Consider the following 13685-nt stretch of genomic DNA (forward strand, 5'->3'; position numbering starts at 1 on the left):
CGCAGGTTTCACGTCCGGCGCCGGGCGCGGCGTGCGACGCGCATCGCGTTCTGCGTCGCGGCGGGCCAGGCGCACCGCGCGGGCGCGGTAACGGTCACGTGCGGCCCACGCGCGCTGCAACTGCTGCCGCGCCTGGCTGAGCACCTCCGGCAGTTCCGGGTGCCCGGGAACCTCGTGTGTGTCGCCTTCGTTGGCGACATAGTCCATCAGACCGGCCTGCAGGGCACCATCAAGATCGTCTGCCTGGACCCGGGCGAACAGCAGCGCGGGGTTGGGTCGGGATGCCATGGGGTCAACGGTTCTGGAAGGCGGGGGGACGGCGTTGCAGGAAGGCACCGGTGCCTTCGCGCATATCCTCGGTGGCGAACAGCAGGCCGAACTGCGCGCTTTCGTACTCCAGTCCCGCCTCCAGGCTGCACTCGCCGCCGACGTGGACCGCATCAAGCAGGGCGCGCAGCGCCAGGGGCGCCGAGCGTGCCAGCTGCCGGGCGATGTCCTGCACACGGGTGTCCAGATCGGCCGCCGGCACCACCTCGTTGACGATGCCCAGCGCGAGCGCACGGGCGGCATCGATGGGCGCACCCAGCAGGCACAGTTCCAGGGTGGCAGCCCGGCCGCAGAGGCGCAGCAGGCGCTGGCTGCCGCCGAAGCCGGGGATCAGGCCGAGATTGATCTCCGGCTGGCCGAGCTTGGCCGAGTCAGCGGCAACGCGCAGATGGCAGGCCAGCGCCAGTTCCAGGCCGCCGCCCAGGGCAAAACCGTTGACGCGGGCGATGACCGGCTTGGGCATGCGTTCGATCTGACGCATCAGTCCTTGGCCGAGCAGGGAGAAATCACGTCCCTGAACCGCACTGAGTGTGTTCATCTCGGCGATGTCGGCGCCGGCGACGAAGGCCTTCTGGCCGGCACCGGTCAGCACCACCACACGCACCTCGGGGTCGGCCGCGGCGTCCCTGAACGCATCGGCCAGACCCTGCAGGGTCGCGGCATTGAGGGCATTGAGCTTGTCCGGGCGCTGGACGGTCACGGTGCGGATGGCGCCATCGTCGGTGACAGCGATCAGGTCATCGGCCACGGTGAAACTCCTGGAACGTTAAAAAAGAGTGATTTTGAACTCTGCCCGCGCAGACAGGTCATAGCCTGCGTGGTGAGTAGCGGTTACACGTTGTGGCCGTTATCCTAACCCGTCGCCTCAGGGCGGCGCAGAACGTCCCTGAGTTACCACCCCTGGAGAACTGTTTGATGAAGTTGCGTTCTATCGCGGTCGCCGTCGCGGCCCTGGCCCTGACGGGCAATGCCTTCGCCCAGGACGTCTCGTCCGAAAAGGGCAAGCTGAGCTACTACTTCGGTTACGACTACGGCAACAACCTGGCGGAGCTGACCGGTCGTGGTGAGCAGCTGGACATCAACTCGGTGGTGAAGGGTCTGCAGGACGCCTACGCCAAGAAGCAGCCGGCGATCACCGCCGAGCAGCTGAAGCCGGCCGTTGAAGCGTTCCAGAAGCGCGAGCAGGGTCGTGCCCAGGCCGCCAAGGCCGAGTACGAAAAGGCCGCTGCCGAAAACAAGACCAAGAGCGATCAGTTCATCGCGGCGAACAAGGCCAAGGCCGGCGTGCAGTCCCTGCCGAGCGGCGTCCAGTACCGCGTGATCGAAGCCGGCAAGGGTGCCAAGCCGACCCAGGCCAGCACCGTGCAGCTGGAAGTTGCCGGTCCGTTCCCGTACGGCCAGCGCCCGACCGAGGCCCGCCCGGCCCAGCAGATTCCGTCGATCAAGGTCAGCGAAGTCGAAATGAAGGCCATGCGTGAGACCCTGCTGCAGATGCCGGCGGGTTCGAAGTGGGAAGTCACCCTGCCGCCGGACCAGGCGTACGGTGCCGACCCGCGCACCCCGTTCCCGCCGAACGTGGCCGTGCAGTTCGAGATCAAGCTGGTCAGCGTCAAGTAAGCCTCCGCATCAACATCAACGCGCCGGTGATCCCACCGGCGCGTTTTTGTTTGCGCCGCGCGCGGCCGGCAGCATCGGGCCATGCTCGGCGAAGGCGCGCGGCGAAGGACCGCATGCCGCATCTTCAGCCCGCGCAAATTCAGCGCAATCGCGCTACTGTTGCAACGTGCAAACTACGGAAGACCCGGCGCGTGTTGTCGCAAGCCCCTGCATCGGAGCGTGCAAGCTGGATGGCAACCGGCTGTGCCGCGGTTGCCGGCGGCACATCGACGAGATCACACGGTGGTCGTCGATGAGCGACAGCGAACGCAGCCACATCCTGCATCGCGTGCTGCCGCTGCGCGAGCAGCTGCAGCAATCGCTGCACGGCTCGCTGGCCGACCATGATCGCCTGTTGCGCGCATTGCATCCGCTGGCCGCCCCGCCCGCCGGTGACGGTTGGAACCGCAGTGAACTGATCGACCTGCTGCCGCCGGGTCCGCCGGTGGAAGCGGCGGTGTTGGCCGGCATCGTGCCGCGTGCCAGCGGCGCGCAGGTGATCCTGACCCGTCGCACTGAAACCCTGCGACAGCACGGCGGCCAGGTCGGCTTTCCCGGCGGCCGTACCGAGCCGGATGATCGCGATGCGCTGGCCGCAGCGCTGCGCGAAAGCCAGGAAGAAATCGCGCTGGCGCCTGCGCAGGTGCAGCCGCTGGGCTACCTCGATCCGTTCGTGACCATCACCGGTTACCGTGTCACCCCGGTGGTGGCGGTGGTCGATCCGGATTTCGTGCCCGTGCCGCAGCCCAGTGAAGTGGCCGAGGTGTTCGAGGTGCCACTGGATTACCTGATGGCGGCCGACAACCTGCGCCAGGTCGAAATCAACCATCGTGGCCGCATCCGTCATGTGCTCGAGTACGGCTGGCCTGGCCAGCGGATCTGGGGGGCGACGGCGGCCATTCTCTACAACCTGCGTCGCCGCCTGGAGCAAGTGCAATGAAGCCGATCGATCCGCCGTGGACCACCCTGGTCGATGTCGCCACCCTCGCCGCTGCACTGGGCGAGGACGTGCGCGTGGTCGACGCCCGTGCAACGGCGAGCACCGCCGTGCGTGTGGTCGATGCGCGCGCGTCGCTGGGCGATCCGCAGGCGGGCGAGGGCCAGTACCTGGCCGGTCATGTCCCCGGTGCGGTGTACGCCGACCTCAACCGGGATCTGTCCGACCTCACGCGTGCCGGCCACGGTCGCCACCCGCTGCCGGACAGCGACGCGTTCGCCGCACGGCTGGGTCGCTGGGGTATCGCCCCGGAGACCCAGGTGGTGGTCTACGACGGCAGCGACGGCAGCATGGCCGCCGCGCGCCTGTGGTGGCTGCTGCGCCTGATGGGCCACGCGCGGGTGGCGGTGCTCGATGGAGGCATTGCGGCCTGGCAGGCAGCCGGGCTGCCGCTGGCGACCGGCGCGGGCGAGGTTCCGGCCCAGCCGGCCTATCCGGGGCGCTTTGACACCACGCAGATCGCAAACGCCGACGAGATCACCGCCCGGCTCAAGCATGCGCCGGGCTGGTTGCTGGACGCCCGCGCGGGAGAGCGCTTCCGCGGCGAAGTCGAACCGCTGGATCCGGTGGCCGGCCACGTGCCCGGCGCGGTCAACCGCCCGTTCGCATCCAATGTGCTCGATGGCCGCATGCGCGATACGCAGGAGCTGCGTGCCGAGCTGCAGGGCATCATCGGCAATCGCGATCCGCAGCAGGTCGTACTGATGTGCGGTTCCGGCGTGACGGCGTGCCATCTGCTGCTGGCGATGGAAGCGGCGGGCCTGTCCGGGGCGCGCATCTATGCCGATTCCTGGAGCGGCTGGGTCAGCGACAGCAGCCGACCGGTCGCCAGCGGTACCTGAGACAGAACCGGGGTCAGATCCGTTTTCCTGCGCAGAACGGATCTGCCCCCTTCAGGCGGCAGTCCTGCCGGTTACCCGATCGATTGCAGGGGCACCTTCGCCAGCACCCGAGCCCACGGAAACAACGGCCCCGGATCGCGCTTGCGGGCCACGCTCAACGTCGGATCGTCACTGGCCTGCACCTGTTCCCGGTCCAGCTGGTCGTGGCCGGCGATCCGCTGCAGTGACGGGTAGCGCGCCACCAAGGCCAGCAGCAGCTGTTCCAGGGCCTGCAGCTGCGGCTCGGTGTACGGCTCGTCCATCGCCTGGTGACGGCTGTCGAACCAGTCGGGGTAGCGCCCGCTGTTGACCAGCTCGATGCCCAGCGTCCGTGCGTTCATGCCGCGGACGTGGTGGGCCACGCGCTCAGGTGCCACGTACTGCACGACGCTGCCGTCGCGGTCGATGTAGAAATGGCCGCTGTTGCCGGCGCCGCTGTCGTACAGCACCCGCTCGCCATAGGCACGGGCCGTGGCCAGGTCGGGCAGCTCGGTGCAGTGGATCACCACCATCTCCAGCGTGTCCGGCGCGCGCAGCGGCAGAAGGTCGTGATAGGGCAGGGGCTGCAGCAGCAGGCCGGGCAGGAGCGGGTTGGGCATGCGGCGATGCTAGCATTGCGCAATGAACCTGCATTCTCTTTCGTTGTCGGTGCGCGCCTGCGGAGCGTGCGCATGAGCCGCGGTCACTGCATCCTCTCCCATGGCTTCGAGAGCGGGCCGGAGGCCACCAAGGTCACGGCACTGGCCGAGGTCGCCCAGCGCCTGGGCTGGACCCATGAGCGGCCGGACTACACCGATCTGGACGCGATGAGCGAAGTGAGCCGCGTCGGTGACGTGCCGGGGCGTCTGCAGCGCCTGCTGGAACGCGCTGCACATGCGGCGGCACAAGGGCCGCTGGTACTGGCGGGTTCCAGCCTGGGCGCCTACATCTCTGCGATCGCCTCGTTGCAGGTACCGGTGGCGGGCCTGTTCCTGATGGTCCCGCCGACCACCATGGGGCCCATGCCGGCGCTGGACGCCGCAGCGGTCCCCACCACCGTGGTCCAGGCCTGGCACGATGATGTTGTGCCTGCCGCCGGGGTGATCGCCTGGGCGCAGGCGCGCTCGGCACAGCTGCTGCTGGTGGACGATGGCCACCGCCTGGAGCGGCACGTGGAGGCATCCGCACACGCCTTCGAGCGCCTGCTGCGCCAACTGTGAAGCCGGGGCGCACGGCGCGCCGGCCCGCATTGACTACAATGGCAGCCCCGCCGCCCCCGGCGCGGGCCTGCCGGCCGTGCCCACGGCCCTCCTTTCCGACTGGCGCGGCTCCCCTGCCGCGCCCGACCACCTGCGAACCGATCCCGTGAAATTCTTCGTCTCCTGCGCCAAGGGCCTGGAATACCTGCTTGCCGATGAACTGTCGGCCCTGGGCCTGGACAAGGCCACTGCCACCATTGCCGGCGTCAATGCCGAGGGCGAGCTGGAGCAGGCGCTGCGGATCGTGATGTGGTCACGCCTGGCCAGCCGCGTGCTGTGGCCGATCGACGAGTTCGAATGCCCCGACGAGCAGGCGCTGTATGACGGCGTGCGTGCGCTGCCGTGGCATGAGCACATCAAGCCGGAGATGACCCTGGCGGTGGATGCGCATGTGTCCGGCGACAAGATCACCCACGCCCGCTTTGCCGCGCAGCGGATCAAGGACGCCATCGTCGACCGCATGCGCGATGAGGGCCTGGAGCGGCCGTCGGTCAACACTGATCTGCCGGATGTGCGCGTCAACCTGTCGCTGCGCAAGGGCCGTGCATCGCTGTCGATCGACCTCGGCGGCGGCCCGCTGCACCGCCGTGGCTGGCGGGGGGCCGCGCACGAAGCACCGCTGAAGGAGAACCTGGCGGCCGCGTTGCTGCTGCGGGCGCAGTGGCCGCGTCTGCATGCCGCCGGTGGTGGCCTGCTGGACCCGATGTGCGGCAGCGGCACGTTGTTGATCGAAGGCGCGCTGATGGCGGCCGACGTCGCGCCGGGCCTGATGCGCCACGGCAGCCTGCCGCCGAGCCGCTGGCTGGGCTTCGACAAGGTGGCCTGGAAGGCGATCCAGAGCGAGGCGCGCGAGCGCGAGGCCACCGGCCTGGCCGCGCTGAAGCCGGTGATCCACGGCAGCGACATCGATCCGACGGCGATCGAAGCGGCACGCGAGAATGCCGAAGTGGCGGGCGTGGCCCACGCCATCCGCTTCACCCGCGCCGACGTATCCGAGCTCACCTCGCCGGAGCAGGAGATCGGTGCGGTGGTCTGCAACCCGCCCTACGACGAGCGCCTGGCCGCCGATCCGGCGCTGTACCGCGCCTTGGGCAACGCGCTGCAGAAGGCGGTGCCGCAGTGGCGCGCCAGCCTGCTGTGCGGCAACGACGAGCTGGCCTTCGCCACGGGTCTTCGTGCGGCCAAGAAGTACCAGATGTTCAATGGCGCGCTGGAATGCGCGCTGATCGTCTGCGACCCGATCGCGGTGCCGGGGCGTGATCCGGCACTGCCGCGGGAGCTGAGCGAAGGTGCGCAGATGGTGGCCAACCGCCTGCGCAAGAACCTGAAGAAGTTCAAGAGCTGGCGCGCGCGCGAGGACATCACCTGCTTCCGCGCCTACGATGCGGACCTGCCGGAATACGCGGCGGCCATCGATGTCTACGAAGAGGACGGTGGACAGCGCCGTACCTTCCTGCACGTGCAGGAATACGCTGCACCGGCGGCGATTCCCGAGAACGACGTGCGCCGCCGCCGCAACGAACTGCTGGCCGCCGCGCGTGAGGTATTCGGCGTGCCGCCCGAACAGGTATCGATGAAGTCACGCGAGCGTGGCAAGGGCGGCAGCAAGTACGGCCGTTTCGAGCAGCGCGACGAGTTCGTGGTGGTGCGCGAGAATCATGCGCTGCTGCAGGTGAACCTGTTCGACTATCTCGATACCGGCCTGTTCCTGGACCATCGTCCGCTGCGCCGGATGATGGCCGAGCAGGTGCGTGGCAAGCGCTTCCTCAACCTGTTCTGCTACACCGGCGTGGCCAGCGTGCAGGCAGCCGTGGCCGGCGCGGCCAGCACCACCAGTGTCGACCTGTCCGCTACCTACCTGCAATGGTGCTACGACAACCTGGCCCTGAATGGTCAGGGCGGCAACCAGCATCTTCTGGTGCAGGCCGATGCGATGGCCTGGCTGGAAGCCGACCGCGGACAGTACGATGTGATCTTCTGCGATCCGCCGACGTTCTCCAACTCCGCCCGCGCCGATGATTTCGATGTGCAGCGCGAGCAGCTGCGGCTGCTGCGTGCAGCGGTGGCACGGCTGGCACCGGCAGGCGTTCTGTACTTCTCCAACAACTTCCGCCGTTTCAAGCTGGAAGAGAACGCGATCGCCGAGTTCGCCCAGTGCCGTGAGATCACTGCGCGTACCATCGGTCCGGACTTCGAGCGCAACGCACGCATCCACCGTGCGTGGGAGTTGAAGCGTTTGGGTTGAAGGTTCGCCGGGCATGGCCCGGCGCTACCGGCTATGCCAGCGCCACCACCAGGCCCAGCAACGGCAGGGTGATCGCCAGCGGCACGATCCACCGCGGGCGGTAGGGATACAGCCCGAACGACAGCGTCACGCCGCCCACCGTCATCACGCCCAGCCACTGCACCGGGCCCATGGCCCAGCCATGGTCGGCAACGCACAGGGCGAAGGTGACCGCCAGCAGCAACCAGCCCAGAACCCGCCACTGGGCGCGCCGTGCCGGAACGGCGGCTTTGCCGTGCAGATCGTGCTGGTGCCTTTCCATTGCCAGCGACAATGCGGTGAACGCGGAGAAGGAAAGCGCCAGCGCCAGCAGCATCATGCGCTGGCCTCCACTTCGGTGGCTTCGGTCGGTGCCCTGGGCGCAACGGTTGCCGCGGCACGTTTTTTCTTCTCGGCCGCAGACAGCGGTGGCGTCCAGCGCTGCATGCGCCAGCCGCACAGCGCCAGCATCGCACCGAAGGCGATCATCGACAGGTCGAAGCCCGCCAGCACCCAGTCACCGCTGCGCAGGGTAATGCCCAGATGGGCGTGGGTGGTCAGCGCGTTGACCACCGGAACCAGCGCGAATGCGGCTGCGCCCACGTACAGCTGCCACGTCCACATCACCCGTTTCGGCCAGACGAACGCGGCCAGCAGGGCGCCGCCCCACGCATAGAAGAACACGTTGGCTTCGGCATTGGAGCGATCGGCCAGATCCAGCGGCAGCAGCCGATTGCCCCAGAAGTAGGCGGCAAAGGCGATCGGCAGGCCGGCCACGGTACCGATGTTCAACGCATCGACCAGGCGCAGGCCGAAGCCGGTGCGCCCGCTCTTGGCATGCTTCGGTCGTTCCTTCACTGCCCACAGCACCACACCACTGGCCACCATCAGGCAGCCGACCAGGCCGGACAGGAAGAACAACGCACGCAGCCCCCAGTCGGCGAAGCGCGCCAGGTGCAGGCCATACAGCACGCCACGGGTGGCGGTGGCACCACCGGAGGCCGGGGTCTGTTCCAGCAGCCTGCCGTCCACCATGTCGTAACGCAGCGAAGGCGTGTCGATGGAAAGACGCTTTCCGTCACGCTGGCGGATGTCGATCACCGCGTTGCGCGCGCCCGGATTGGACACGGTGAAGCCGGCCACTTCGGCGCCATGCCAGTGGGCGCGCGCATCGTCCAGCAGGCGGGCGATCGGCAGCGGCGCGGCGCGGCCTTCGGCCGGCGCGGTTACTTCAGGCAGGCCACCGAAGGCTTCGCTGAAGAATTTGTCCTCATCCTGCGGGTAGGCCACTTTCACGCCCCAGGGCAGGTACATGATCATCAGGGTGACGATGCCCGTGTAGGTAATCATCGCGTGGTAGGGCAGCGCCATCACCGCGCTGACATTGTGGAAATCCAGCCAGGAGCGCAGGCCCTTGTCTTTGCGGAAAGTGAAGAAGTCCTTGAAGATCTTCTTGTGGGTGATCACCCCGGTGATGATGGCCACCAGCATGAACATGGCGCAGAAGCCGACCAGGTAACGGGCCCACAGCACGGGGATGTAGTGCAGGTCGAAATGCAGGCGGTAGAAGAAATCTCCGCCGCGCGTCTGGCGGGCGTTCAGTTCGTCGCCGGTGTTCGGGTCGAGCGTGGCATCGCCGAAGGCACCGCGGCGGCCACGGCTTGGATCGGCCAGCTCGGGTGGCAGGCGCCAGAACAGCTGCATGGCCGGGTTGCGCGGCTGTGGCAGGGTCACGAACCAGGTCTGGGCCTGCCCCGCATGGGCCTGCAGGTAGTCCACGCTGCGTTGCGCGGCCACATCGATGCTGACGGTGCTGGCCGGCAGTTCCGGGCGCATCCAGCGGCTGATCTCTTCACGGTAGTAGCTTGCGGTACCGGCCATGAAGATCAGCAGCAGCAGCCAGCCGACCAGCAGGCCGGTCCAGGTGTGCAGCCAGGCCATCGACTGGCGGAATCCGTTCTTCATGCCCAGGCTCCCATCAGCCGCGCGATGCCGGCCATCAGCAGGGCAGGGGCGAGGATGCCGATCCACGCACGCAGGGCACTGCGGGTGGCGAATGCCCACAGCGCGGCACAGGCGGCAACCAGGATGGCCAGCAGCATGCCGGTCAGCACGGTCTGGCCCCGCGCGCCCGGCAGGACGACGGCACAGAACACGCCGGTCATGGAGGCCAGCGCATAGCCACCGAAGATCGCGGCCAGCGAGCGCGACAGGATGCCCCAGCGCGGGTTGCGGAAGAAAACACGGGAGCTGGCGGTTGCGGGCGAGCGGTCCACGGCGGTCCTGTCGGTCGGGGAGGGGATCGAACGCGCCTGCGGCCCCCTTGCGCCCCGCGCACGTCGCCCAGCGTGTCCCATCAATGCAGCGCTGCCCGCGCAGACGGGCAGCCGGAGGTCAGGGCTGTACATGGGCACCGGACAGGTCTTCCTTGCCCGTGCGGCCAAGCGCACCACCGATCAGTAAATGATAGGCATTCGCATTCTGTTAATCAAGGCTGCGTGACGAAAGAGGAGTCGTTCCGTGCCCACGCAGCAGGCCAGCGGACCCGCCGCTCAGAAGCGGAACACCACCGTTGCCGCGTGCAGCAGCAGGCCGATCAGGCCGCCAACCAGCGTGCCGTTGAAGCGGATGAACTGCAGGTCGCGGCCGACGCTCAGTTCCAGCTGCTCGACCAGATGGCGCTCGTCCCAGCCCCTGACCGTCTGTGCGATGTGCGTGGTGACCCCCTCGCGCAGTCGCCCGGTCAGGCGCTGTGCGCCTTCCAGCAGATGCTGGTTCAGTGCATCGCGCAGTGCCGGGTCGGACTGCAGGGTGCTTCCCAGCGAGGCGAGGCTGCGCTGCAGGTGGCCGACCAGCGCCGAATCCTCGCGCTGCAGGTCGGCGCGCAGACTGGCGTGGATGCGTGCCCAGAGCCCCTGCACATACTCCTGCAGGGCAGGATGGTCGATCATCTCCTGCTTGAGCTGTTCGATGCGCTCGTCCAGCGCCGGATCTTCGCGCAGGCGCTGGACGTAGTTGCCCAGCCACGCCTCGTAATCCTGCCGCAGCGGATGCTGCGGCTCGGCCAGTACCTGCTGCAGCTCCTCCAGCACGGCGCGTGCCAGCCGCTCGGCCAGGCTGTCCCCGATCTCGTCGATGGGTTTCACCCAGTTCACCGTGCTTGAGAGCGTCGGCCATTCGCGCTGGATGTAGCGCACGATCAGCTGCGACGCGCGCTCCTTCACTTCCGGCTGCTCCAGCCAGCGTCCCAGCCTCTGCAGGCCCTCGTCCAGCACACGCTGGTGGCGCCCGTCGGCGGTCAGCAGGGCAAGCAGCTCGCCGGCGGTGGATGCCGCGTTCCACTGTCGCAACTGCTGCACCACGAACGCGTGCAGCTGCCGGCGCACGGCGCGTTCATCGAAGAAGTCCAGTGCCTGCAACGCCCAGCCGCGTGCCATGTCGGCCAGCATGCGTGCGCGTGCCGGTTCGGCCAGCCAACTGCCGAGACGGCCAGCCGGATCGAACACCTTCAGCTTGGCCAGCAGCACCTGCGGTTCCAGGAACTGATCGCGCACGAACAGCGCCAGGCTGTCGCCGATGCGCTCCTTGCTGCGCGGAATGATGGCGGTATGGGGAATCGGCAGGCCCATCGGCCTGCGGAACAGGGCGACCACCGCGAACCAGTCTGCCAGCGCGCCCACCGCTGCCGCCTCGCAGAAGGCGGACACCCAGGCCCAGGCGCCGCGCTCGCCCTGCCAGTGGCTGACCGCGAAACCGGCCAGCATCAGCACCAGCAGGCCCAGGGCGATGGCTTTCAGGCGTCGCAGCTGGGCGCGGCGCGGATCGATTGCGGACGTCATGGCGGCAGTCTAACCGCCACCGGATGATGCCGGCGCATCGGTAGCGCCGGGCCATGCCCGGCGGCTTTTCAGAGCCCGCTGCGCTCGCCGGGCATCGCCCAGCGCTACCCATTCGTTACAGCGCTTCCAGCTGCCTGCGCAATGCCGCCAGCTGCGCGCGCAGGGCATCGTTCTCGCGAGTGAGCGCGACGACGCGGCGGCGCAGCGCCGGTGCATCCTCACCCAGTTGCTCCAGCGCGGACAGCACTTCCGCATCGCGCAGGGCGATCTCGTCCTCGCCGGGCTCCTCGAACGCCATTTCCGCCGGTTCTGGCTTCGCCGCGCGCGGCTTGCGCTTGGACTCGCGTACGCGCTTGGCGGCCTGCTTCAGTTCGTCCTTGCCGCCTGCGGCTGCCGCGCGCTGCTCTTCCTCGGGCAGGTCGGCCACGGCCGCGGCCGCGCTGATCGAGATCACGCCAGCCTTGACCGCTTCCACGACTTCGGCGGCGGCCTGTGCGTGAATGCGTTCGATCATCCCGACCTGGCTGGTGCTCAGCTTCGCTTCGCGGGCCAGTTCCGCACGGCTGAGTTTCGGCGCGGGTTCCCACGGTGGGCTGTCTTCACCGGCATCGTCGGCCGATGCGGCGGTGCCATCGCTTTCGCGTTGCAGCTGGGCCTGCTCGATCTGCTTGCGTGCCGACAGGATGTCGCGCTTGCGCAGGGCCAGCACGCCGCGCTGGAAATCGGACACGCTGCGGCGGCCCAGGTGCTGTTCGATCATCCACAGGTGCACGTCCTCCATGCTCTGGAAGCGGCTGTTCTGCACCGTGTTGAACGGCAGGCCATGCTTCTGGCAGATGCCGTAGCGGTTATGGCCATCCACCAGGACATCGCCCCACAGTACCAGTGCATCGCGGCAGCCCTCGGCGAGGATGCTGCGCTCCAGCGCCTCATGTTCGTCGGGCGTGAGCGGGTCGATGTAGGCCTTGAGTTCTTCTTTGACGACGATGTCCATGGGCACGGCAACGGGCAGGAACGGAACCGACCATTGTACCTGCTTGCTGTCGCCGGCCCGGGCTTACGCGGTGGCCCGGATCATCTCGCCCAGAGTGCTGGTGATCTGGTCGATCTGGGGCTTGTCCACGATCAGCGGCGGCGACAGCGCGATGATGTCGCCCGTACAGCGCACCAGCAGTCCGCCGTCGTGGAAACAGCGCCGGTAGACCTCGTGACCACGGCTGCCCGGAGCATCCTTGCGCGGGGCCAGCTCGACCGCACCGACCAGTCCGAAGTTGCGGATGTCGATCACGTTGGGGAGCCCCTGTAGGGCGTGCAGCCGCTCCTGCCAGTACTCGCCCAGTTCGATGGCGCGCTCGAACAGGCGCTCCTCTGCATAGACGTCGAGTGTGGCCAGGGCTGCCGCGCAGGCCAGCGGGTGCCCCGAATAGGTATAGCCATGGAACAGCTCGATGGCCTGTGCCGGGCCCTGCATCAGGCCGGCGTGAACCGCATCGCTGGCCAGCACGCCACCCAGCGGAACCGCGCCGTTGCTGACTCCCTTGGCAAAGGTCAGCAGGTCCGGCGTGACGCCGAAACGCTGCGCGGCGAACGGCATGCCGACCCGGCCGAAACCGGTGATGACCTCGTCGAACACCAGCAGGATGCCGTGCTGGTCGCAGATCTCCCGCAGCCGTTGCAGATAGCCGGGCGCAGGCAGGATCACTCCCGCAGAACCGGCGATGGGCTCGACGAACACGGCCGCAATGGTGGACGCGTCGTGCAGGGCGATCAGCCGCTCCAGATCGTCGGCCAGTTCCGCGCCCTGGCGCGGCAGGCCCTTGCTGAACGCGTTGCGCTGCAGATCCAGGGTGTGCCGCAGATAGTCCACGCCCGCCAGCTGCAGGCCGAACTGGCGGCGGTTGTTGGGCAGGCCGCCGAGCGCCATGCCGCCGAAGCCCACACCGTGATAAGCCTTCTCGCGGCTGATGAAACGGGTACGCTGGCCTTCGCCGCGCTGGCGGTGATAGGCCAGCACGATCTTCATTGCGGTATCCACCGCCTCGGAGCCCGAGTTGGTGAAGAACACGTGGTTGAGCCCGGCCGGAGCCAGCGCGGCCAGGCGCTGCGCCAGCGCGAATGCCGGTGGCGAACCCATCTGGAAGGCGGGTGAGTAATCCAGGGTGCGTGCCTGTTCGACAATCGCCTCGACGATGCGCGGGCGGGCGTGGCCGGCATTGCAGCACCACAGGCCGGCGGTGCCATCGAGAACCGGGCGCCCGTCCACGTCTTCGTAATGCATGCCTTCGGCCCGTACCAGCATGCGCGGCGCGCCCTTGAACTGGCGGTTGGCGGTGAAGGGCATCCAGTACGCCTCCAGGGAGTCGGGGCGCTGGATGGCCAGCTCGTGCACGTCGCTCGCGGGGTTCTTCATGCCGGTTCCGTCGGGTCCGATGCAGGGACTGTAGCGCAGCCGTCATCGCCCGGGCCATGCCCGCCGTGCACACG

Annotated in this window: 14 protein-coding genes; 5 read left to right on the forward strand and 9 right to left on the reverse strand. The window is 68.1% G+C overall.

What is annotated here, in order from left to right:
* Both QMZ25_RS00195 and QMZ25_RS00200 read right to left on the reverse strand, forming a co-directional pair.
* A partial coding sequence (locus QMZ25_RS00195) for a hypothetical protein (protein ID WP_283218931.1) occupies nt 1-288 on the reverse strand: 288 nt, incomplete at its 3' end.
* Nucleotides 289-292: 4 nt separating this feature from the next.
* On the reverse strand, nt 293-1075 hold the full coding sequence (locus QMZ25_RS00200) for an enoyl-CoA hydratase-related protein (RefSeq protein ID WP_053518212.1): 783 nt from the start codon (nt 1073-1075) through the stop codon (nt 293-295).
* 167 nt (nt 1076-1242) lie between these two features.
* Here QMZ25_RS00200 and QMZ25_RS00205 point away from each other — a divergent pair, with 167 nt between their 5' ends.
* The 3 genes from QMZ25_RS00205 to QMZ25_RS00215 all read left to right on the forward strand — a co-directional run bounded on the left by QMZ25_RS00205 (nt 1243) and on the right by QMZ25_RS00215 (nt 3822).
* Nucleotides 1243-1944 (forward strand): FKBP-type peptidyl-prolyl cis-trans isomerase N-terminal domain-containing protein, encoded by a 702-nt coding sequence (locus QMZ25_RS00205; RefSeq protein WP_005408797.1) that lies wholly within the window; start codon nt 1243-1245, stop codon nt 1942-1944.
* A gap of 166 nt (nt 1945-2110) precedes the next feature.
* On the forward strand, nt 2111-2923 hold the full coding sequence (locus QMZ25_RS00210) for a CoA pyrophosphatase (RefSeq protein WP_283218932.1): 813 nt from the start codon (nt 2111-2113) through the stop codon (nt 2921-2923).
* Nucleotides 2920-3822 (forward strand): sulfurtransferase, encoded by a 903-nt coding sequence (locus QMZ25_RS00215; RefSeq protein WP_053518214.1) that lies wholly within the window; start codon nt 2920-2922, stop codon nt 3820-3822. Before QMZ25_RS00210 ends, QMZ25_RS00215 begins: the two co-directional genes overlap by 4 nt.
* A gap of 71 nt (nt 3823-3893) precedes the next feature.
* Here QMZ25_RS00215 and QMZ25_RS00220 read toward each other — a convergent pair whose 3' ends face one another.
* Nucleotides 3894-4460 carry an N-acetylmuramoyl-L-alanine amidase gene (locus QMZ25_RS00220; RefSeq protein ID WP_065174726.1) on the reverse strand — a complete coding sequence of 189 codons (567 nt, stop codon included), beginning with the start codon at nt 4458-4460 and terminating at the stop codon, nt 3894-3896.
* A gap of 72 nt (nt 4461-4532) precedes the next feature.
* Between QMZ25_RS00220 and QMZ25_RS00225 the strand changes: the two genes are divergently transcribed.
* Nucleotides 4533-5060 (forward strand): alpha/beta hydrolase, encoded by a 528-nt coding sequence (locus tag QMZ25_RS00225; protein ID WP_053518227.1) that lies wholly within the window; start codon nt 4533-4535, stop codon nt 5058-5060.
* Nucleotides 5061-5205: 145 nt separating this feature from the next.
* The gene (gene rlmKL / locus QMZ25_RS00230; RefSeq protein WP_263177877.1) at nt 5206-7344 is read left to right on the forward strand and encodes a bifunctional 23S rRNA (guanine(2069)-N(7))-methyltransferase RlmK/23S rRNA (guanine(2445)-N(2))-methyltransferase RlmL; all 2139 of its coding nucleotides are present in this window, start codon (nt 5206-5208) and stop codon (nt 7342-7344) included.
* Nucleotides 7345-7375: 31 nt separating this feature from the next.
* On the opposite strand, the gene QMZ25_RS00235 is transcribed toward rlmKL, so the two are convergent.
* The 6 genes from QMZ25_RS00235 to QMZ25_RS00260 form a co-directional block, all read right to left on the reverse strand.
* Complete coding sequence (locus tag QMZ25_RS00235; protein ID WP_053518217.1) at nt 7376-7702, reverse strand: DUF3325 domain-containing protein; 327 nt, start codon at nt 7700-7702, stop codon at nt 7376-7378.
* On the reverse strand, nt 7699-9327 hold the full coding sequence (locus QMZ25_RS00240; protein WP_283218933.1) for a PepSY-associated TM helix domain-containing protein: 1629 nt from the start codon (nt 9325-9327) through the stop codon (nt 7699-7701). The genes QMZ25_RS00235 and QMZ25_RS00240 overlap by 4 nt, the downstream gene beginning before the upstream one ends.
* Nucleotides 9324-9638: a DUF3649 domain-containing protein gene (locus QMZ25_RS00245; RefSeq protein ID WP_053518219.1), complete on the reverse strand. Its 315-nt coding sequence runs from the start codon at nt 9636-9638 to the stop codon at nt 9324-9326. Before QMZ25_RS00245 ends, QMZ25_RS00240 begins: the two co-directional genes overlap by 4 nt.
* Nucleotides 9639-9914: 276 nt before the next feature.
* The gene (locus QMZ25_RS00250) at nt 9915-11201 is read right to left on the reverse strand and encodes a DUF445 family protein (protein ID WP_283218934.1); all 1287 of its coding nucleotides are present in this window, start codon (nt 11199-11201) and stop codon (nt 9915-9917) included.
* A 115-nt stretch (nt 11202-11316) separates the two neighbouring features.
* Nucleotides 11317-12195: a plasmid replication/partition related protein gene (locus tag QMZ25_RS00255; protein ID WP_283218935.1), complete on the reverse strand. Its 879-nt coding sequence runs from the start codon at nt 12193-12195 to the stop codon at nt 11317-11319.
* Nucleotides 12196-12258: 63 nt separating this feature from the next.
* Nucleotides 12259-13611 carry an aspartate aminotransferase family protein gene (locus QMZ25_RS00260; protein WP_053516562.1) on the reverse strand — a complete coding sequence of 451 codons (1353 nt, stop codon included), beginning with the start codon at nt 13609-13611 and terminating at the stop codon, nt 12259-12261.
* Between the last annotated feature and the right edge of the window lie 74 nt (nt 13612-13685).

The sequence above is a fragment of the Stenotrophomonas sp. RS-48 genome (assembly GCF_030053245.1).
Lineage (GTDB): Bacteria > Pseudomonadota > Gammaproteobacteria > Xanthomonadales > Xanthomonadaceae > Stenotrophomonas > Stenotrophomonas maltophilia_P.

Excerpts from the sequence above, each read along its gene's own strand:
- QMZ25_RS00205 (WP_005408797.1), top strand. The coding sequence starts at position 1,243 with ATGAAGTTGCGTTCTATCGCGGTCGCCGTCGCGGCCCTGGCCCTGACG.
- QMZ25_RS00215 (WP_053518214.1), top strand. The coding sequence starts at position 2,920 with ATGAAGCCGATCGATCCGCCGTGGACCACCCTGGTCGATGTCGCCACC.
- QMZ25_RS00220 (WP_065174726.1), bottom strand. The coding sequence starts at position 4,460 with ATGCCCAACCCGCTCCTGCCCGGCCTGCTGCTGCAGCCCCTGCCCTAT.
- QMZ25_RS00225 (WP_053518227.1), top strand. The coding sequence starts at position 4,533 with ATGAGCCGCGGTCACTGCATCCTCTCCCATGGCTTCGAGAGCGGGCCG.
- QMZ25_RS00235 (WP_053518217.1), bottom strand. The coding sequence starts at position 7,702 with ATGATGCTGCTGGCGCTGGCGCTTTCCTTCTCCGCGTTCACCGCATTG.
- QMZ25_RS00240 (WP_283218933.1), bottom strand. The coding sequence starts at position 9,327 with ATGAAGAACGGATTCCGCCAGTCGATGGCCTGGCTGCACACCTGGACC.
- QMZ25_RS00250 (WP_283218934.1), bottom strand. The coding sequence starts at position 11,201 with ATGACGTCCGCAATCGATCCGCGCCGCGCCCAGCTGCGACGCCTGAAA.
- QMZ25_RS00255 (WP_283218935.1), bottom strand. The coding sequence starts at position 12,195 with ATGGACATCGTCGTCAAAGAAGAACTCAAGGCCTACATCGACCCGCTC.
- QMZ25_RS00260 (WP_053516562.1), bottom strand. The coding sequence starts at position 13,611 with ATGAAGAACCCCGCGAGCGACGTGCACGAGCTGGCCATCCAGCGCCCC.